This window comes from Bradyrhizobium sp. SZCCHNRI1009 (assembly GCF_032487575.1).
Classification (GTDB): domain Bacteria; phylum Pseudomonadota; class Alphaproteobacteria; order Rhizobiales; family Xanthobacteraceae; genus Bradyrhizobium.
This window is the reverse complement of record NZ_JAUEUL010000005.1, coordinates 150,442-168,709: the sequence shown is the minus strand read 5'-3', so window position 1 is coordinate 168,709 and position 18,268 is coordinate 150,442. Positions and strand designations below refer to the sequence as shown.

Genomic DNA, 18,268 nt, shown 5'->3' with positions numbered 1-18,268 from the left:
CCGATGACCCAGGCCGCCCTCGCCATGTCCATGGCCGATCCGCTCGACACCCCCGCCGATGCCGGGCTCATGGCCCGCATCGACAGCGCCTGTCAGCGGGTCGCGCCGCTGTGGCCGCTGAAGCACTTCGTCGCGGTCAATCCGTTCCTCGGCTTCACCGGCCAGAGCTTCGCGGCGACCGCCGCCACCTTCGAGCGCGTGGTGCGCACGCGCATGCTGATGCCGCGGGCGTATTACCGGCAGGCGCTCGATGACGGCCGGATCGACGATGCCGCGCTGACGCAGGCTCTCATGTCGCATCCATCCATGGGCCTCGACGTCGAACAGCTCAAGCGCAAGGCTCTTGCCGAGGCCGCGCAGTCGTCGCCGCCCGCCGTGGTCGCGACCGTCGCCGAGGTGCTCGACCGGCTCGCCGAGGGCGACCGCTACGTCTCGCTTGTCGCCTTCATGATCGACGAGATCTCGGCCTTCTGCGCCACCTATTTCGACGAGGGGCAGGCGAGCTGGCCGAGCCCGGTGCGGAAGCTGAAGCCCTACGCGGCCTGGCGCAAATTCGCGGCCTACGATCGCAATCCCGAGGCGATGGGCCTTGCCGGATTCCGGAAAGCCGTCGCGGAGCTGCCCGCCGATCCGGTGCAGGCGATCGGCCTGATCGTGGATCGGCTGGGAATCCCAGCTCGGGCCGTCGAGGACTATCTGGTGCGGGCGCTGTTCGATCTCGGCGGCTGGTCGGCCTATGCGCGCTATATCGGCTGGAACGCGCAGCTCGACGGCGGGCGAGACGATACTCTGCTGGAACTGCTGGCCATTCGGCTCGCCTGGGGCTTTGCGCTGTTCCAGGCACGGACCGACGAGGCGTTCAAGAAGGCCTGGGCGCAGGCGATGGCCGAGGCGGCCAAGCTGCCGGCCGACCACCGGCTCGAGGAGACGCCCGAGCTTGCGATCGATCTCATTCTGCATGAAGCCTACGAGATCGGGTTCCGCGAGAGGCTCGTCGCGAAGCTCGCCACCCATGGTGCGCAGCGATCGATCACGCAGCTGCCGGCCCGGCCGCTGGTCCAGGCCGCGTTCTGCATCGACGTGCGCTCGGAGATCTTCCGCCGCGCGCTGGAGACCGCCTATCCGGAAGCCGAGACCATCGGCTTCGCCGGTTTCTTCGGCTTCCCGATCGAATACGTGCCGATTGGCCACACCAGAGGCGGCGCGCAGTGCCCGGTGCTGCTGAAGCCCGCCTTCACCGTCTGCGAGGCCGTCAAGGGCGCCGACGATGTCGAGGAGGCTGAGGTGCTTGGCCTGCGTCTGCTGCGGCGGCGCGCCGCCAAGGCATGGAAGTCGTTCAAGGTCTCGGCCGTGTCGTCGTTCTCCTTCGTCGAGACTGCGGGCCTCGGCTTCGCCGCCAAGATCGCGACCGATAGCGCCGGCGTCACACGGCCGGTGCCGTCGCCGGTCGTCGATGGTCTCGATCCGGAGGTCGCCTCGCGGGTGATGCCGCAACTGACGCCCGGCGAACTCGGCGGGCGCGTGACCGGCTTCGACGACGTGCAGCGCGTCGCGATGGCGGAGGCGGTGCTGAAGGCGATGTCGCTGACCGGGCCGTTCGCGCGGCTCGTGCTACTGGCCGGCCACGGCAGCACGACGGTCAACAATCCGCACGCCTCCGGGCTCGATTGCGGCGCCTGCGGCGGTCACACGGGCGAAGCCAACGCGCGTGTCGCGGCAGCCGTGCTCAACGACCGGCGCGTCCGCGAGGGCCTCCGCGCCAAGGACATCGACATTCCCGCCGACTGCTGGTTCATCGGCGCGCTGCACGACACCACCACCGATGCGGTCACGCTGTTCGATGAGGACGACGTTCCGGCGGCGCTCGCGCAGGACCTCGCGCGGCTGAGGGCGCGGCTGACCGAGGCCGGACGGCTGGCGCGGCTCGAGCGCAGCGCCCTGCTCGGCATCCGCGACGCCTCGGATGTCGACGAGGCCGTCGTCGCGCGCACCCGCGACTGGTCGCAGGTGCGGCCCGAATGGGGGCTCGCCGGCAACGCCGCCTTCATCGCCGCGCCGCGCAGCTTCACCCGCGGGCTTGACCTCGGCGGCCGCGTCTTCCTGCACTCCTACGAGGCGGGGCGCGACGAGGGACATCGGACGCTCGAACTGATCATGACGGCGCCGATGGTGGTCGCGAGCTGGATCAATCTGCAGTACTACGGCTCGACCGTGAACAATGCCGCCTTCGGCAGCGGCAACAAGGTGCTGCACAACATCGTCGGGCAACTCGGCGTGCTCGAGGGCAATGCCGGCGATCTCCGGGTCGGACTGCCCTGGCAGTCGGTGCATGACGGCACCCGCTTCATCCACGAGCCGGTTCGCCTGAACGTGTTCATCGCCGCGCCGGAGAGTGCGATGGACGAGATCATGCAACGCCACCAGGGCGTCCGCGATCTCGTCGCCAATGGCTGGGTGATGCTGCATTCGCTGAGCGAGCAGGGCACGACCATCCGGCGGTGCCTACGCCCCGGTCTCTGGAGGGCGGCATGACGCGCTGGCGCGCCTCGCCGTCGGCAAGGCGCGCCGCTTCACATCCTCACAACGTCTTCAGATATTCGATGAGGTCCCAGCGCTCGTCCTCCGAGAAGGCGCCGCCGATGATGCCGTTTGGATAATCCTTGTTGGGCTTGGTCGGGCCTTCGAAGGAATGACCGAGCGTGCTGTTGCCCTTGATGGGCTTGCCGCTCGAATCGCTGGCCATGAACAGCGTCTGTCCGACCTTGCACGCGCTCTCGCCGCCCTTCGGCACGGCGAAGCCGACCGCCTTCGGGTCATAGTCGCGCGCGCCCTGGCAGAACGACGTCGGCCGCTCGGCAGCCGGCGTCAGCAGCCAGTACAGCGACGGCACTGAGCCGTTGTGCAGATAGGGCGCGGTCGCCCAGACGCCGTTGAGCGGGCGGGCGCGATAGCTCTTGCCGGCCGGGTTGGGGCAGTTCCTGCGATCGCCCCACAATGCGGCCCGCTCTGCCTCGGAGAGCTTGCGGTCTTCCATCCATTTGTCACTGGCCTTCTGCACGACGGCCATCAGCGCCAGCGCATAGGGCATGTCCGTGGTCGAGTCCTGCGGCAGGTTGCAACCCTTCAGGTCCTTGGCCGGATCGACCTCGAGAAAGCCTGCCACCTTGACCTTGCGGTTGGCGAGAATGCTCGCCTGTCCAGGGTCGGTCTGCATCGCGTCGACCGGCTTCTGCACGAGGTCGAGGATCGGGCCCTTGGCATTCCAGCCCTTGCTCTCCCAGTCATCGGCCGGCTTGATCTTCCAGAAGCTCTTGTCCGGATAGGTCTTGTCGAACACGGTGTCGGCGACCGGCCCGAGATGGCACTCGACGCAGATCGTTGCATAGAGCTTCCGGCCGCGTTCGACGCGGGCCGGATCGATCTTCCAGGCGTCGTCGCCGGCGAACAGTTTCTCCGGCCATTTCGGCGAGGTCAGCCCGCCGAACGCGGGCGTCGTCGTCGCGAACGGATCGGGACCGCGCAGCATGTTCTCGATGTAGAGCAGATTTTCGATCGCCATCGACGAGCGCCACAGCTTGTCCCGTGCGGTCTCCGGCGAGAGGTTGATCTGTGCAAACACGCCGAGCGCCTCGCCGGCATTGCGGATCAAGGGCTGCGCGATCGAGCCGTCATACTGCGCCCAGGAGAACCACGGCACCGTCCAGATGGGCGGATACGACACCGGCGCGTCGATGGCCTCCTGGTTGCCGAGCATGTTCGGCAGGCCGCTCACGGCCATGTCGAGATAGAACACCTGGTTGCCGATGCGGTTGAGTGCATCGAGCCTGCCGAAGCCTTCCTCGGTCTCGATCTGCTTCTTGGCCTTGATCGTGTCCTTGTAGTTCTTGGCCTGCATGTTGAGCGCGAAGGAGGTCGCGTCCTTCAGCCCCTTCTTCAGGGCGTCGCGATCGGCATCGGTTGCATTGGGCCCAAGCACGCGATCGGCAAAGCGCGAGAAGCGTCCGGGCACGTATTGCGTGAAGATCATCGCAAAACCCATGGCTTCTTCCAGCTTGCGCAGGTCGACCATGCCGGGGCCGCCGTCGAAGCGCACGCTCACGCCTTTGTAGTGAATGCTGCCGGCGTGGCAGGCCGCGCAGGTGAGGCCGATCTTGTCGGATTGCGGCGCGCCGGTGGTGGGATCGGCAGCGCCAGTGAGCCGCGCGAAGCCGACCGGCAGGCCGCCTTCGTTGCCGGCCGGGGTCGGCTTGAGGCCGGCGGGTAGCGGCGCGGCGGGCTCGGTCTTGGCAGCCGTGGCGGCGTAGCCGAACGGCCGGAGGACGCTTGGGTCGCCGTCGACGCTCTTCGGGCTCGGGATGAAGCCGAAGCGTTCGAGATAGGCGCTGTCGGAGATCAGGCCGGGCGTGCCGAACGGCGTCAGATACGGCTGCTCCATCGCCATGAACCAGGCGTAGGGAATCGGGAAGGTCGCGGTGCCCTGCGTCACGTGGTGAAACCAGTGCCGGTCCTGCGTGGTCCAGCCCTGGTCGAGCCAGTAGGCCGCCTTGGTCGGCTCGGTCTCGGGCAGCGCGGGCGGCACCAGGGCCGCGGCATCGGGCGGCAGGATGGAGCGTAGCTTGTCGCTCACCGCGTCCGGCGCGGCCACCCAGAGCAGCAGCAGCGCCAGCGCCGCGGCGACCGCGCCGCCGACGAGCGCCTTGCCGATGCGCCAGACGATGTTCGCGGGCTTGGGTTTGGCCATCAGCCGCGCGGCGATACGCTGCGGCAGGCGACGCTCGACGAACAGCGTGCGGACCTCGGCGACCGAGAGATAGCGGCCATCGCCGTCGCCCTTGCCGAGGATGTTCAGCAGCACCGGCCATTCGCCCTGCATCAGGATCGGGAAGTACCAGCGTGCCTGGTCGCCGTCGCGCGTCAGATTGGCCTTCATGAAGGTCTGGATCTGGGCCGCGTTGAGGCCGCGCTCGGTGCCCCCGTTGGGATCGGGATAGTCGCTGCCAAAGCTTGCGAAGCGGTCGATCTCCTCGGGATGGACCTTGGCCTCGGCGTCGAGGATGCGCGAGCCGCCGCCATGCTTGTCGAGTGGACCGTTGCGCAACTGGTCGAGATCGGCGCCGGACCACAGGCTCTTCAGGAGCCGCAGCGGCGACAGGCCGTTCGCGATCAGCGCCACGCCGAAGGTCTCGATGCCGACGAGCCGCTTCTTGAAGCCGGTCTCGCCGCTTGCCGCCTCGACCCGGTCGCCGATGGTCTTCAGCGGGACGCTGTGGCCGTCGACGAAGCCGCCGGCGACGAGCGCGCGCAGGAAGGGGCACGGGTTGTCGGACGAGACCGGAAGCTGTCCGGGCAGGGCGTCACGGGCGCGGGCGCTGTCTTCTTGCATCGAAGAACATCCTTGGAAAGCACCTGAGTGATGAAAACGAAATCACGCAAACAAACGAAGGCGGCGCCGAATTGCGCCGAGGAACGGGCGGGTCGGCCGCCGTCTGAACGCTACAATGCAATCGTGAATGATTGGAGTAACCCGCCCAAGTGTCAACCTCAAGTGTCAACCTCAAGTCGCGATCGCGCTATTCGCCCGCGAATTTGGCCTTGGTGTCCACGAGGGTGAGCTTGGTCAACGGGATGCCGGCCTTGGTGAGGCCGTCGCGATAATGCGCGATGTCAGCAGGATTGCGCCAGCGGATGTTGCTCAGGAGGCGCTCGATCGTCATCCACGGATGCTGGCTCAAAAGCGCCGCGACGGCCTCGCCGGCTTCGACCGAGCGTCCGAGCTGCGCCAGCGCGGCGGCGCGGATCGCGAGGCACTGAAGATGGTTCGGATTCTGATAGTGCGACTCCCGCGCCCAGGACAGCGAGGCGTCGTACTGGCCGAGCATGTAGTGGCTGAACGCGCTCAGCACCGACCATTGATAGCGCGGATCGCTGTTGCCGCGCTGGGCAGCGACCGAGAACAGCTCGATCGCCTGACGGTGCTCGCCGCCGACGAGATGGCAGACGCCAAGCACGCCGCGCGCACCCATGTCATAGGGATTGAGCTGCAGCGCCTTGCGCGCCGCCTCCATCCCGGCCTCGACCCGGCCCTGCATGGCATGGACATAGGCCAGCAGCGAATAGGAGAACGACGAGCGGGAATCGAGCCGGACGCCGGCCTCGGCCAGCGCCATTGCCTCGTCCCACAGCTCCCGTGAATTCCTGATCCAGCCGAAATGGATGCCCTGCAGCAGGATGGTGCCGAGATAGGTGTGGGCGATCGCGAGACCTGGGTCGATCCTGATCGCCTCGCGGAACAGCGCGATCGAGCTCTCGTAGTCGGCCTTGGTCGGTTGGTAGTAGTGCGACAGCCCGCGCAGGAAGCGGTCCCACGCCGTGAGGTCGGTCGTCTTGGACCGCACCGGCACCGCGGCCTCGGCGCGGTAGATCTCGGGGATCAGCGCGGTGCACAGGTTGGCGGTGATGTCGTCCTGCACGGCAAACAGGTCGCCGATGTCGCGGTCGTAGCGGCCGGCCCACAGCTGCTCGCCGTTCTCCGGCGCGACCAGCTCGGCGGTGACCCTGATCTTGTCGCCGGAGCGCCGCACCGAGCCCTGGATGAGATAGGTCGCATCGATCTCGCGTGCGATCAGGCGGGCGCTCATGCCGGCATGCTTGAAGGCGAAGGTGGAGTTGCGGCTGAGCACCCGGAAGAACGACTGCAGCGACAGCGCATGGATGAGGTCCTCCGCCAGGCCGTCCGAGAAGTACTCGTCGGTCTCGCCGCTGAGATTGGCGAATGGCAGCACGCCGACGATGGCGGTCCGGTATTGCGCCGGCAGGGCCGTGGCGGACCGCTGCTCGCGTCTCTTCTCCGGCGAGGACGGATCCCAGGTCCAGACGTTGATCGTGTCTTCGATGTTCTTGAAGCGGAACGGCCCGCGGTCGACGAAGGTGACCGTGAGGTGCTTGCTGGCTTCCTGGTAGGCCTTGTGGGAGACGGCAATTCCGCCAGGCGGTGCTGCGGCTTCAAGTCGCACCGCAGTATTGACGCCGTCGCCGAATACCTCGTCCTCATCGAAGATGACGTCGCCCATGTTGAGGCCGAGGCGAAACTGCATCACGCGGTCGGCCGGCAAATGAGCATTGCGCTCGGCCATCAGCTTCTGCACCTCGACCGAGGCCGCGATGGCGCCGACGACGCTCGGAAATTCCAGGAGAAACCCGTCCCCTGTGTATTTCACGATGCGGCCGCCGTGATTGAGGATGATCGGGTGGATGGCGCCGCGATGCGCCTTGAACGCGGCATGGGTTCCCGCCTCGTCGGCGCCCATCATCCGCGAGTAACCGACCACATCGGCACAGACAATCGCGGCCAGCCGTCTCTCCATTCCGTCTTTGCTCCCACACACGGCGATACCACGGCAACAGCGGTCGAATCCAATCAATTTGCGGAAGCAATGTGTAGGCCATGTGGCGGGCCGGCACCATGCGGCCCGATTGGCTCAAACCAGCCCGGCCCTGATCAGTCCGTCGCGGTAGTGATCGATATCCTCCCGGCGTTTCCATCGGATGTTCTTGATGTGGCGGTCGAGCGTCAGCCAGGGATATTGCGCGCGCAGCACGTCGACGGCGTCGCCCGCCTGATCGGTCGCGCCAAGCTGCGCCAGGGTCGCCGCGCGGATCGTCAGCGCCTGCAGATGGTTCGGGTAGAGAAACAGCTCCTCGCGGGCCCAGGACAACGCGGCCTCGTAGCGGCCAAGCAGGTAGTGGCTGTAGGCGTTCAGCGCCGGCCATTGGTAGCGCGGATCGCTGTTGCCGCGCTGGGCCGCGATCGAGAACAGATCGATCGCCTGCTGGTGCTCGCCGTTGACCATATGGCAAAGCCCGAGCACGCCGCGCGCGCCCATGTCGTAGGCATTGAGCTCGGTCGCCTTGCGCGCCGCCTTCATGCCGTCCTCATGGTCGCCCTGCATGGCCTGCACGAAGGCAAGGATCGCATAGGCGAACGACGAGCGCCCGTCGAGCCGCACGCTGTCCAGCGCCAGATTTTTCGCCTCGTCCCAGAGCTCGCGCGAGCCCTTGATCCAGCCGAAATTGATACCCTGCATCAGAATGGTCGCAAGATAAGCGTGGGCGAGCCCGAGAGTGGGATCGAGCGCAATCGCCTGCCGAAACAGCGAGATGGAGATCTCGTAGTCGGCCTTGGTCGGTCGGTAGTAGTGCGACAGACCGCGCAGGAAGCGGTCCCAGGCGGTCGGGTCGGTCGCCGGCGCACGGACCGGAATCGAGGCTTCAACACGATAGATCTCCGGCATCAGCGCCGCGCATAGGCTGGTGGTGATCTCGTCCTGCATCGCGAAGAGATCACCGACGTCGCCGTCGTAGCGACCGGTCCACAATTGAGCGCCGGTCTCGGGCGCGATCAGCTCCGCCGTCACGCGGAGCTTGTGACGAGAGCGCCGCACCGTTCCCTGAATCAGGTAGGTCGCATCGATCTCGCGTGCGATCAGGCGGGGATTGAGGCCGCGGTCCCTGAAGCGAAACGTCGAGGTGCGGCTCAGGACGCGAAAGAACGATTGCAGCGACAGCGCATGGATCAGGTCGTCCGCGAGCCCGTCGGCGAGATACGCGTCGGCGCCGTCGGAGAGGTTGACGAACGGCAGCACGCCGACGATCGCGGAGCGATATTGCGGCGGCAGGCCGTTGACGCTCGTCCCGGCCCGGATCGCCGTCTCGCTATCCGGCTCCCATGTCCACGCCTGCACTGGCTCCTGAAGGTTCTTGAACTGAAAGCTTCCGGCGCTGGTCAGCTTGATGGGCAGTTGCGGGCCGGCCTCCTCATACGCCTTGGCCGAGACGGCAACACCGCCCGGGACGGCGATCGATTCCAGATTGACGGCGACATTGATGCCGTCGCCGAAGGCCTCGCCGTCATCGACCGTGAACTCACCCTGATGGATTCCCAGCCGGAAGCGCATGTTGCGGTCGGACGGCAGATCGGCGTTGCGCTCCGCCATCAGGGACTGCATCTCGATCCCGAACTGGATGGCGCTGGCGGCGGTGGCGAATTCCAGCAGAAAGCCGTCGCCGGTGTGTTTGACGATGCGGCCGGCGTGGTTGAGGATGATCGGATGGATGGCGCCGCGATGAGCCTTGAAGGCGGCGTGCGTGCCGTCCTCGTCGATACCCATCATGCGCGAATAGCCGGCGACGTCGGCGCAAAGGATGGCGGCGAGGCGTCTTTCCATCACATCGTGCTCCCGCCTCGCGCATACCACGGCCGAGGCGGCCGAATCCAACGCTTTTCCGGAACCCATCGCGGCACCTCGCCATGCGGCCCCGCGCCGGCCTCTGCGGTGCGAGACGGCAATGCCGAGGCCAGGTATGGTTAGACCAGTATTGTTAGGAAATGCTCAATCATGCTCGGCATTCACGATTTGCCTTTGTTTCTCGTCTCCGGGCTGCTGCTCAACATCACGCCGGGTCCCGACACCGCCTACATCGTCGGCCGCAGCGCGCAGATGGGCTGGCGCGGCGGGGCCGCTGCCGCCTTCGGCATCAGCACGGGCTGCCTGATCCACGTGTTCGGAAGCGCGATCGGGTTGTCGGCGCTGCTCACAGCCTCTGCCACGGCCTTCGCTGCGGTGAAATGGGCCGGTGCGGCTTATCTGGTCTATCTCGGCATCACGCAGCTTCTGGCGCGGCGGCCGGACGCCGCCAGGACGAGTGATGCGACGTCGATGCCGGTGGTGACGCTGCACCAGGCGTTCTGGCAGGGCGCGCTCACCAACATCCTCAATCCGAAGGTCGCGATGTTCTTCCTCGCCTTCCTGCCGCAATTCGTCGCAGCCGAGGCGCCGCACAAGGCGATCGCCTTCCTGCTGCTCGGCACGATCTTCATCGTCAACAGCACGATCTGGTGCCTCGGCGTCGCCGTCGTCGCGGCCCGTGCTGCGCGCCGCGTGCGCGGCTCGTCCGCCACACTGCTCTGGCTCAACCGCGCGATCGGCGGGCTGCTGATCTATCTCGGGGTCCGGATCGCGATGCTCGAGGCGCGCTGACTTTACCAGAGCAGCTCGATGACCGCCGTGCCGGCGAGATACAGGCCGAGCAGGATCATGGCGATCAGGAACACACGGCGGAACGCCTCGGCCGGCAGCCGGGATCGCGCCGCCTGGCCGGCATACATGCCGAGAAAGGCGCCGGCCATCGCGACCGCGCCGGGCAGGGCGGTGGCCGTGCTGAGCAGGCCGGAGCTCGTCAGGTTGAAGGCCAGCGTGACCGTGGCGACCGTGAAGAACACGCCGAGGGCCTGGACCAACTCGTCCTTCTCGAGCCCGATCGCCTGCATGTACGGTACCGAGGGTACGACCTGCACGCCGGTGGCGGCCGAGATCAGCCCGGTGACGAGCCCGACGATGCCGCCGACCCATTTCTCGTGCGGCGGAGCGACCTTGAAGGCGAGCTTGGTGAGGCCGAGCAGGGCATAGAGCATCAGCAAGACGCCGAGCGCGACGTTGCCCCAGCGGGTCGAGGCATGGCTGAGCGCGCCGGCGTTGAGGCAGATGCCGATCGCGGTCCCCAGCATCAGCGGCCACAGGCGCCTGGCGATATCGCGCAGGTAAGGTCCGGCGAAGGTCTGCCAGATGTTGGTGATCACGGCCGGCACGATGACGATGGCGAGCGCGCGGCCCGGCGGCATGGCGACCGCGAGCAGTCCGACGGAGATGGTCGGCAGGCCGAGGCCGAGCGCGCCCTTGACGAAGCCGGCCAAGGTGAGCGCGAAGGCGATGAAGATGAGGATGGGGTCGATCATGGTTGTCACATTGACCAGACTGCGCCGGCGGCACAATGTGGAGGTTACGGAGCAAGCCTTCGTCCAGGACTGAGGCAGGATGACCATGCGTTTCGATCTGGTCGATCTCAGGCTGTTCATTGCCGTGGCCGAGGCCCGCAGCATCACCGGGGGCGCCGACCGGGCGCATCTGGCGCTGGCCTCGGCGAGCGCGCGGATCAAGGGTCTGGAGGACGCGTTCGGCGTCGAGCTGTTCAAGCGCGGCCGGCGTGGCGTGGATCTCACCGCGGCGGGCGAGAGCCTGCTCGATCACGCCCGCATCATCATGGCCAATGTCGAGGCCATGCAGGGTGAGCTCTCGGGCTTCGCATCCGGCCGTCGCGCCAACGTGCAGCTGCTCGCCAATACGGTCGGCCTCGCCGAGCATCTGCCGAAGGCGCTGGCGGCCTTTCTGCGCGAGCATCCCGACATCAACGTCGATGTCGAGGAGCGCGAGAGCACCGAGATCGCCGAGGCGATCGCGTCCGGCCGGGCGGATCTCGGCTTTGCGGCGGAGCACGCGCTGCCCGAGACGATCGAGCGCTTCGCCTTCGGCGAGGACCGGCTGATCCTGGTGGCCGGACGGCGCAGCCCGTTCGCGGCCCGCCGACAGATCGACTTCAGCGAGACCGCGGGGGAGGATTTCATCGGCCTCACGCAGGGGACGGCGCTCAACGTCCATATCGGCCGGCACGCCGCGCGGCTCGGCATCCGGCAGCACGTGCGGGCCAGGCTGCGCGATTTCGACGCGATCTGCCAGATGGTGGCGGCCGGGATCGGCATTGCCGTGGTGCCCGAAGCGGCGGCGCGACGTTGCGCGCGGTCGATGCCGATCAGCCTCGTCGCGCTGCGCGACGCCTGGGCCGATCGGCGGCTGGTGATCTGCGCCCGCAGCTTCAAGGCGCTGCCGCGTCCCGCGAAACTGCTCGTCGAGCATTTGCGCCGGGCCGCCGCGTGAAGCGCCCGACGACAGGCCGGATGTCCGTTCTGCACGAGGCGGAGCCAGGCCGGTGGAGGCGGGATCAGTCCGCGGCCAGCCGTTTCAGCGCCGCTTCGTGGACGCGCTTGTCGCCGGCGGCGACGATCCGGCCGCCGTTCTGCGCCGGGCCGCCTTCCCAGTTGGTGACGATGCCGCCGGCGCCGTTGATGATCGGGATCAGCGCCGCGATGTCGTAGGGCTTGAGCTCGGTCTCGATGACGAGATCGAGATGGCCCGCGGCCAGCATGCAATAGGAGTAGCAGTCGCCGCCATAGCGCGACAGCCGCGTCTCGGCCTCGACCCGGCTGAAGGTTGCGCGATCGGCCTCGTTCATCAGCAGCGGGCTCGTCGTATAGCACACCGCATCCCCGAGACGCTCGCAGCGCCGCACCGAGAGCCGGCGCTCGCCGCCGCCGTTCTTGTAGTTGGCGGAGCCGTTGTCGCCGGCGAAGCGCTCGCCGATGAAGGGCTGGTGCATCATGCCGAACACCGGCGCGCCCTTGTGCAGCAGCGCGATCAGCGTGCCCCAGGTCGGAAAACCGGCAATGAAGGACTTGGTGCCGTCGATCGGATCGAGCACCCAGACGTAGTCGGCGTCCTCGCGCTCGTTGCCGAATTCCTCGCCGACGATGCCGTGCTGAGGAAAGTTCGCCTTGATCAGGCGGCGCATCACCGCCTCGGCGGCGCGGTCGGCCTCGGTCACCGGGTCGAAATCCTGCCGGCTGCTCTTGTTGTCGACCAGCAGCGAGGTCCGGAAGAACGGCAGGATGGTTTCGCCAGAAGCGGTCGCCAGACGACCGATGAAGGCGGAGAAATCGATGACCGTCACAGCGCGTCCTTGGGTGAGGGAATCGGGTGGCAATGAGCCGCTATGCCTAGCTCAAAGCGGTTCGGGGTGCATCCGGATATGGAACACCAGCGTGGCATCATGGATACCGTTTGGTGTCCTGCCGCGCTGACCGGGCGCGATTGAGCCGTCGCGGGCCTCTGATGTGAAAGTGAAAGCGAAACCGGCGTCCCTCTCCGATCGTTTGGAATCTCCAATCAAGCCATTGACTTTTATGATGAAAAGCAAAGCTGTTTCGCGCTGAACGCAACCCGGCCTATGTTTTTTTGCATGGAGAAAGGCGGAAAAACCCTTGCGCTTTGTGCAGCGCGATTGCATATTGTTGCGGTGCGGTAGCGCTTCGCGTTATCGCTGCCCTCCTTGGGCGTTTCCTCCCTAGACTTGGGCCGCTTGTCATTCAAGCGGCCCTTTTTTTTGCGCCGGCGCCACCGGCCGGAATCCCTCGGACCGAGGGCGCTGCCCTCTATTCGGCCGCCGCCTGGAAAGGCCCGAGGTCGCCGAGCGGCACCGTCGCCAGCACCTCCGCGAGCACGGCGAGATCGGAAGCGACCTGGGCGAAGCGAGGTCCGCGCTCCCTGCGGCGCTCATCCATGTAGATCGCGCGGTTGAGCTCGATCTGGATCGCATGCAAGCCCGTGGCCGGATTGCCGTAATGCTCGGTGATGAAGCCGCCGGCATAGGGCTTGTTGCGGCCGACCGAATAACCGAGCCGGCCGAGCACGTCCTCGACCAGATCCGGCAGCAGCGACGCGCAGCTCGTGCCGTAGCGGTCGCCGATCACCATGTCGGGCCGGCGCGGCTCGTCGCGCGAGACGCCGACCGACGGCATCGAATGACAGTCGACCAGCACCACGGTGCCGAACTGCTGGTGCACGCGGTTGATCAGCCGGCGCAGCGCGCGGTGATACGGCTTGTACAGCGTCTCGATCCGGTGCAGCGCCTCGTCGACGCTCAGCCGGTCGCGATAGATCTCCTGGCCGTCGCCGACCACGCGCGGGATCGTGCCGAGGCCGCCGGCCACCCGCATCGAGCGGGTGTTGGCAAAGCTCGGCAGCCGCCCGGTGAACATTCGCGGATCGAGCTCATAGGGCTCGCGATTGACGTCGACATAGCAGCGCGGGAAATGCACGCGAACGACCGGAAAGCCGCGCGACAGGAGATCGGCGATCAATTCGTCCATGAACGAATCCTCGGACCGCCGCAACGCCGGCAGATCGATTCGCGAGGCCCTCAGGAAATCGTCGGGGTAGGCCGATCCGGAGTGAGGGGAATTGAAGATGATGGGCGCGCGCCATTCGGTCGGCTCCATGATCTCGAACGGCGGCAATTCGCCATCAAAGTCCGTCATCTCTGGGCGCCGTCCCCTTGGTCACGTGCGTCGATGTCACGTCCGTTGATGCGCCGGTATCCTCCGGCCGATTCGCTCTGGACAACGCAGGTACTGCTCTCGCCAACGCGCATCTTCGATAATCCCAGCCGGTCTGCCAAGCGAAAAGCAATGAAAAAGTTCATCCCGCGTTTGGAACAACTCTGAGCTGGCATGCTGCTTCGATCGAAGACCGCGGCTTCAGCCCTCAAAATGCCTTGCCGATGTCGGATCAAAAGGCGCAATCTTTCACCCGAAATTTACCGCCCGTCAGGCTTAGTGGCGGCAACGCTCCGCCTCTCACCCGGACCAGACAACCCCTCGCCATGCACAAAATCCTGCTCGCCGAAGACGACAACGACATGCGCCGCTTCCTGGTCAAGGCATTGGAAAATGCCGGGTTCCAGGTCTCGCCCCACGACAACGGCATGTCGGCCTACCAGCGGTTGCGCGAGGAGCCGTTCGAGATGCTCTTGACCGACATTGTGATGCCGGAGATGGACGGAATCGAGCTGGCGCGCCGCGCCTCCGAGCTCGACCCGGACATCAAGATCATGTTCATCACCGGCTTCGCCGCGGTCGCCTTGAACTCCGATTCGGAGGCGCCCAAGAATGCCAAGGTGCTGTCCAAGCCGGTGCACCTGCGCGAGCTCGTCAGCGAGGTCAACAAGATGCTGGCGGCCTGAGCCGCCGGGGCCGGCGTCGCGAAGTTCAGGATTATTCCCATTTTCGCCTGTTTGCGTCCTTGCCTGCCTGCGTGGGAGCCGATATAGGGACCCCCACCCGACGAGACCTTTTGGGTTTAGGGCACGTAGCTCAGCGGGAGAGCACTACCTTGACATGGTAGGGGTCACAGGTTCGATCCCTGTCGTGCCCACCACCCGTCCGGACGTCGGCTGATTTCATTGAGCTTTTCGTTCGATTTCCCGCACCTAGCCTGTCGGTGAGGGAATAGACGTTCGCTCTATGATCCACGGAGCCGATCATTCGTTCGAGCTTGGCGACGCCGCCGTACGCCAACTTCTTGCGATTGGCGTTCCGCGTGTAATGGCTTGCCATCCGACGATCGGTCCAACCGAAGATCGCATCCAGCTCGGCTTCCGTTGCTCCGTTTTCGGCGGCGACGGTCGCAGCCGCCTTGCGTAGGCCGTGCGCTGATCGGTTCGCCAACCCAGCTGCGACGCACTTCTCCTTGAACAGGTTGCCCAGGCTCTCCTTGGTCATCGGCTTGCCCTGCCGGGTCGCGATGTAGGTCTCGGTTCCGACCGGACCTGCCTCCAACGTCCGGCGCAGGACATCGAGCATCGGGAAGGTGACCTCAATGGTCTCGCTCCCCTTTTCGAGGCGCTTCGTGATGATCGGAACGGAGATCTGCTCGAGTTTTCCGTCAGGGCCAATCCGATCTTGCACCTGTTCGGTCACGTCGGCGGGGCCGAACGATGCTGCGTCACCCCGCCGAAAACCGGTGAAGAGGTAGACGTCGATCATCACGCGCTCGCGTGTGCCCAGCGGCCAGCGCTTATAGTAACGCCGAACGTCGGCATCAGACCAGGTGACGAAGCCTTCGGTTTTTGCCGGCTTGGGTGTCTTGATCCCCTCGGTTGGATCTACCGCAAGGATCTTTTGCGCGACCGCCCAGGCGAACATCCGCCTCATGGTGGTGAGAAAGTGCCGGGCTGCGGAGGGGTTCTGAGCGCGACGCCCAAGTCCGTCCAGGATGTGCTGCTTCTGGATGGCGGCGGCTCTTTTGTTGCCGTTGGCCTCCAGAACATGAATCATCAGGCTGTTGCGCTGCTTGTGCGTGCTCGCCTTCATCTCGCGCCAATCAGGCGCTTTTGCCTTGTATTCTTCCCATAGCCATTTGAGGCTACCATCAAAGACCTTCGCCCTCGCCTCACTGGGATCGATTGCGAGGCGCGGCCGATTGAACATGTCGGCTACAGCGATGTCGTAGTTGCGGTTGAATTCTATGGACCCGTACTCGCCGCGAATACGAGTGCGTTTGCCACCGACGTCCTTGTTGCGAACGTACCAGACCGTCCTGCCGTGACGGTTGATTTCCTTGTGAAGGTAGGGCTTGCGAGGACGGGGCATAAAGCGAATCAAAGCACGAAATGCTCTTCGGGCTCAACCGTCTCATCGATGCCCCGCTCTTCCTTGTATTTGACCAGGTCGACGATGATCGTGCCGTCCGGCTTAATTCGTATGGATGAAGCACCGGCCGCTTTTGCAGCGCGGATCGCTCGTGCCACTTCGCCTTGGGTAAATCGAGCGGGGCGCCGGCTCATGGAACGCCTTCGGTTGACATCGCGCTCTGCCGTAAGCGCATTTCCAATGTAGCTTGGTCCGAACTCGTCGTCTGCATCTCGCGGGACCGTCCCTGAAGCGGGATGCCGTGGCGTAGAAAAGGATGGGGTCGGATAGTTCAGGAGAGCGCCTCCAGAAACGTCGTCCCTGATCGTTGTGCCATAGAGCTTACAAGATTTCATCGAGGTCGCGCCGCGGACGCCATCTTACGGGATCTGCGATCCACCGGTTGATGTCGGATTCATGCCAACCAGTTCCGTTGCTGCTGATCTTGATCTGGGACGGGAACGTACCCTCGGCGATCTTGCGGTAGATGGTGGATCGGGACAGTCCAGTCCTGGCGAGGACGGTTTTCAACCTGATGATACGGTCTTCTCTAATCGGCGCGTTGCGGTCAAGCACTTCCAAGCCCTCTCCGTTGGGTGACGTTCGGTGTCTTTTCGCGGCCCGCGCTTCTCTCCGGGATTGGCATTGAGCCCTCCCATTATGGGGTCCAGTAGAATGACGTGGTCCAAACTGGTTCGCATCCTGATGATGGCTCATCGGAGATAAGACCGTATGCGAACTCACATCATTCATCGTCCGCGAAGGACGCCTTCCGCCTCCCGGCGGAACTCTAAGCTCTTCTTCCGTTGGTCGCGTTATGCAGTCGCGCCCATCGCTGTCGGTCTTGTCTCCCGTGTCCAACGAAATTCTGAGCCGTCGACCCACATCCGATGCAGGACCACTGCAATCCTGCGTGCCAATGCAACGATAGCCTTCTTGATCCCATGTCGTTTGGCGACATTCATCGCCCACGCTTTTAGCCACGACCATTTCTTGACGCGGATCAGCAATACGTGCGCCGCTTCATAAAGGAGCCCCCGCAGCATGCCGTCCCCGCACAATGAGACATGACCTATGCGACTGCTCTCGCCCGACTGATGGAGTACGGGTGTTAGCCCCAGTACAGCCCCCACTGCTCGTGAATGTCGAAAGCGGGACGGAATGTCGATCGTCGAGGCATAGGCGAGCGCGACGATCGGTCCGACTCCTGGCACCGTCATCAACTGCCGGCAGACCGGATCGACCTTGGCTTCGCAACGGACCTTGTGGTCCAGTTTGACGAACTGCTCGCGTAGCTTTCGCCTGGCAGCGAGCAATGGCTCGATGATTTCCTCCAGATCGGGAGCTGCCTCAACGAGCTCGCGTATCCTCTCGTCGAATTTGAATGCTCCAATCGTACCGACCTTCAGCCCAAAGTTGCGCAAGAGCCCGCGCATATCGTTTTCCATGGCGATAGCCTTCTCCTGCAACAGCTTGCGGGCCGTCAGCAAGGCGCGGCGCTTTTGGCTCGTCAGTGTCTTCACGTGCACGTCTTTGAACAGACCGACCCGCATCATGTGCGCAATGCCGCGCGCATCGTTGCGGTCGCTCTTGTTCGGCTGTTGAGCCTTCAAGAACGCTTTTGTGTGCCGCGTCTCGATACAGAGCACCGCGAATCCTGCCTTCGCGAGCCCCTCGAACAGCCATTGGGACAGCGGCCCAGCTTCGAGCCCGATCCGTTCAAAGTGAAATGTGGGGTCGCCCAAGACGGCGACCAGGTCGTCCGGGTGCGTCACAACCTTTTTCTCCCGGCAGAGTTTTCCGCTTTCATCGACAATGCACACGCTCGTTTCTTTGACAGAGACGTCGAGACCCGCATAATACTTCATGCTGCGCTCCATCTTTCTGATGCTTTGTGGCTGTTTCGTTCAGACCGCGTTTTATCATCAGCCTGAAGCGCAGCATCTTCCTTCCTTTACGGTCGGCGAAGATGGGGCACGAAGCCGATTACCCCATCTGGCTCGCGCATGGCCGTGATGCCCCTCGCTGGTTGCTTCTGACGTCCGGCGAGACCAGAGGCCAAACAGGTGCAGGCGGACAATAGGAGTTCGCGCGTTGCCACCTGTGGCGTAGAGCCGGCGGCAAACGGGATGG

14 protein-coding genes, 1 tRNA gene and 1 pseudogene are annotated in these 18,268 nt (G+C 65.0%); 6 read left to right on the top strand and 10 right to left on the bottom strand.

Annotation, left to right across the window (positions count from 1 at the left end; all coding sequences use genetic code 11):
* The first annotated feature begins 3 nt into the window (after positions 1 to 3).
* Positions 4 to 2,532 carry a DUF2309 domain-containing protein gene (locus QX010_RS11705; protein ID WP_316179599.1) on the top strand — a complete coding sequence of 843 codons (2,529 nt, stop codon included), beginning with the start codon at positions 4 to 6 and terminating at the stop codon, positions 2,530 to 2,532.
* A gap of 46 nt (positions 2,533 to 2,578) precedes the next feature.
* Here QX010_RS11705 and QX010_RS11700 read toward each other — a convergent pair whose 3' ends face one another.
* From QX010_RS11700 to QX010_RS11690, 3 genes are all read right to left on the bottom strand, one after another.
* Entirely contained in the window at positions 2,579 to 5,383 is a 2,805-nt protein-coding gene (locus QX010_RS11700; RefSeq protein ID WP_316179597.1) for a di-heme-cytochrome C peroxidase, read from the bottom strand.
* A 187-nt stretch (positions 5,384 to 5,570) separates the two neighbouring features.
* Positions 5,571 to 7,364 (bottom strand): adenylate/guanylate cyclase domain-containing protein, encoded by a 1,794-nt coding sequence (locus QX010_RS11695; protein ID WP_315801827.1) that lies wholly within the window; start codon positions 7,362 to 7,364, stop codon positions 5,571 to 5,573.
* 114 nt (positions 7,365 to 7,478) lie between these two features.
* Positions 7,479 to 9,224, bottom strand: coding sequence for an adenylate/guanylate cyclase domain-containing protein (locus tag QX010_RS11690; protein WP_315801828.1), 1,746 nt, complete (start codon positions 9,222 to 9,224; stop codon positions 7,479 to 7,481).
* Between the two features lie 171 nt (positions 9,225 to 9,395).
* On the opposite strand from QX010_RS11690, the gene QX010_RS11685 reads away from it, so the two are divergent.
* On the top strand, positions 9,396 to 10,037 hold the full coding sequence (locus QX010_RS11685) for a LysE family translocator (protein ID WP_316179594.1): 642 nt from the start codon (positions 9,396 to 9,398) through the stop codon (positions 10,035 to 10,037).
* Between the two features lie 2 nt (positions 10,038 to 10,039).
* Here QX010_RS11685 and QX010_RS11680 read toward each other — a convergent pair whose 3' ends face one another.
* Complete coding sequence (locus QX010_RS11680; RefSeq protein WP_315801830.1) at positions 10,040 to 10,792, bottom strand: sulfite exporter TauE/SafE family protein; 753 nt, start codon at positions 10,790 to 10,792, stop codon at positions 10,040 to 10,042.
* An 85-nt stretch (positions 10,793 to 10,877) separates the two neighbouring features.
* Here QX010_RS11680 and QX010_RS11675 point away from each other — a divergent pair, with 85 nt between their 5' ends.
* Positions 10,878 to 11,768, top strand: a complete 891-nt coding sequence (locus QX010_RS11675) for a LysR substrate-binding domain-containing protein (protein ID WP_315737053.1) — start codon at positions 10,878 to 10,880, stop codon at positions 11,766 to 11,768.
* Positions 11,769 to 11,832: 64 nt separating this feature from the next.
* Here QX010_RS11675 and hisN read toward each other — a convergent pair whose 3' ends face one another.
* Both hisN and QX010_RS11665 read right to left on the bottom strand, forming a co-directional pair.
* Complete coding sequence (gene hisN, locus QX010_RS11670; RefSeq protein WP_315801831.1) at positions 11,833 to 12,618, bottom strand: histidinol-phosphatase; 786 nt, start codon at positions 12,616 to 12,618, stop codon at positions 11,833 to 11,835.
* Positions 12,619 to 13,099: 481 nt separating this feature from the next.
* The gene (locus QX010_RS11665; protein WP_315801832.1) at positions 13,100 to 13,984 is read right to left on the bottom strand and encodes an N-formylglutamate amidohydrolase; all 885 of its coding nucleotides are present in this window, start codon (positions 13,982 to 13,984) and stop codon (positions 13,100 to 13,102) included.
* 344 nt (positions 13,985 to 14,328) lie between these two features.
* On the opposite strand from QX010_RS11665, the gene cpdR reads away from it, so the two are divergent.
* Positions 14,329 to 14,688 carry a cell cycle two-component system response regulator CpdR gene (cpdR, locus tag QX010_RS11660; protein WP_006610087.1) on the top strand — a complete coding sequence of 120 codons (360 nt, stop codon included), beginning with the start codon at positions 14,329 to 14,331 and terminating at the stop codon, positions 14,686 to 14,688.
* 119 nt (positions 14,689 to 14,807) lie between these two features.
* Positions 14,808 to 14,882: transfer RNA gene (locus tag QX010_RS11655), tRNA-Val, on the top strand.
* A gap of 209 nt (positions 14,883 to 15,091) precedes the next feature.
* Here QX010_RS11655 and QX010_RS33055 read toward each other — a convergent pair.
* Positions 15,092 to 15,490 (bottom strand): annotated as a pseudogene (locus QX010_RS33055) (integrase); the annotation flags it as partial.
* Here QX010_RS33055 and QX010_RS11650 point away from each other — a divergent pair.
* The gene (locus QX010_RS11650; RefSeq protein ID WP_316179592.1) at positions 15,407 to 15,859 is read left to right on the top strand and encodes a hypothetical protein; all 453 of its coding nucleotides are present in this window, start codon (positions 15,407 to 15,409) and stop codon (positions 15,857 to 15,859) included. The pseudogene QX010_RS33055 and the gene QX010_RS11650 sit on opposite strands and share 84 nt — an antisense overlap.
* Before the next feature lie 245 nt (positions 15,860 to 16,104).
* On the opposite strand, the gene QX010_RS11645 is transcribed toward QX010_RS11650, so the two are convergent.
* The 3 genes from QX010_RS11645 to QX010_RS11635 form a co-directional block, all read right to left on the bottom strand.
* A complete protein-coding gene (locus QX010_RS11645; RefSeq protein WP_315753634.1) occupies positions 16,105 to 16,290 on the bottom strand; it encodes a hypothetical protein in 186 nt (61 codons plus the stop codon).
* A 187-nt stretch (positions 16,291 to 16,477) separates the two neighbouring features.
* Positions 16,478 to 16,690, bottom strand: a complete 213-nt coding sequence (locus QX010_RS11640; RefSeq protein ID WP_316179833.1) for a helix-turn-helix transcriptional regulator — start codon at positions 16,688 to 16,690, stop codon at positions 16,478 to 16,480.
* Between the two features lie 260 nt (positions 16,691 to 16,950).
* A complete protein-coding gene (locus QX010_RS11635) occupies positions 16,951 to 18,003 on the bottom strand; it encodes an IS110 family transposase (RefSeq protein ID WP_316179591.1) in 1,053 nt (350 codons plus the stop codon).
* Positions 18,004 to 18,268: the final 265 nt, after the last annotated feature.

What these genes read in the sequence shown, in the direction of transcription:
- QX010_RS11690 (WP_315801828.1), bottom strand. Translation starts at nt 9,224, where the DNA reads ATGGAAAGACGCCTCGCCGCCATCCTTTGCGCCGACGTCGCCGGCTAT.
- cpdR (WP_006610087.1), top strand. Translation starts at nt 14,329, where the DNA reads ATGCACAAAATCCTGCTCGCCGAAGACGACAACGACATGCGCCGCTTC.
- QX010_RS11695 (WP_315801827.1), bottom strand. Translation starts at nt 7,364, where the DNA reads ATGGAGAGACGGCTGGCCGCGATTGTCTGTGCCGATGTGGTCGGTTAC.
- QX010_RS11705 (WP_316179599.1), top strand. Translation starts at nt 4, where the DNA reads ATGACCCAGGCCGCCCTCGCCATGTCCATGGCCGATCCGCTCGACACC.
- QX010_RS11635 (WP_316179591.1), bottom strand. Translation starts at nt 18,003, where the DNA reads ATGAAGTATTATGCGGGTCTCGACGTCTCTGTCAAAGAAACGAGCGTG.
- QX010_RS11645 (WP_315753634.1), bottom strand. Translation starts at nt 16,290, where the DNA reads ATGAGCCGGCGCCCCGCTCGATTTACCCAAGGCGAAGTGGCACGAGCG.
- QX010_RS11685 (WP_316179594.1), top strand. Translation starts at nt 9,396, where the DNA reads ATGCTCGGCATTCACGATTTGCCTTTGTTTCTCGTCTCCGGGCTGCTG.
- QX010_RS11675 (WP_315737053.1), top strand. Translation starts at nt 10,878, where the DNA reads ATGCGTTTCGATCTGGTCGATCTCAGGCTGTTCATTGCCGTGGCCGAG.
- QX010_RS11680 (WP_315801830.1), bottom strand. Translation starts at nt 10,792, where the DNA reads ATGATCGACCCCATCCTCATCTTCATCGCCTTCGCGCTCACCTTGGCC.
- QX010_RS11665 (WP_315801832.1), bottom strand. Translation starts at nt 13,984, where the DNA reads ATGACGGACTTTGATGGCGAATTGCCGCCGTTCGAGATCATGGAGCCG.
- QX010_RS11700 (WP_316179597.1), bottom strand. Translation starts at nt 5,383, where the DNA reads ATGCAAGAAGACAGCGCCCGCGCCCGTGACGCCCTGCCCGGACAGCTT.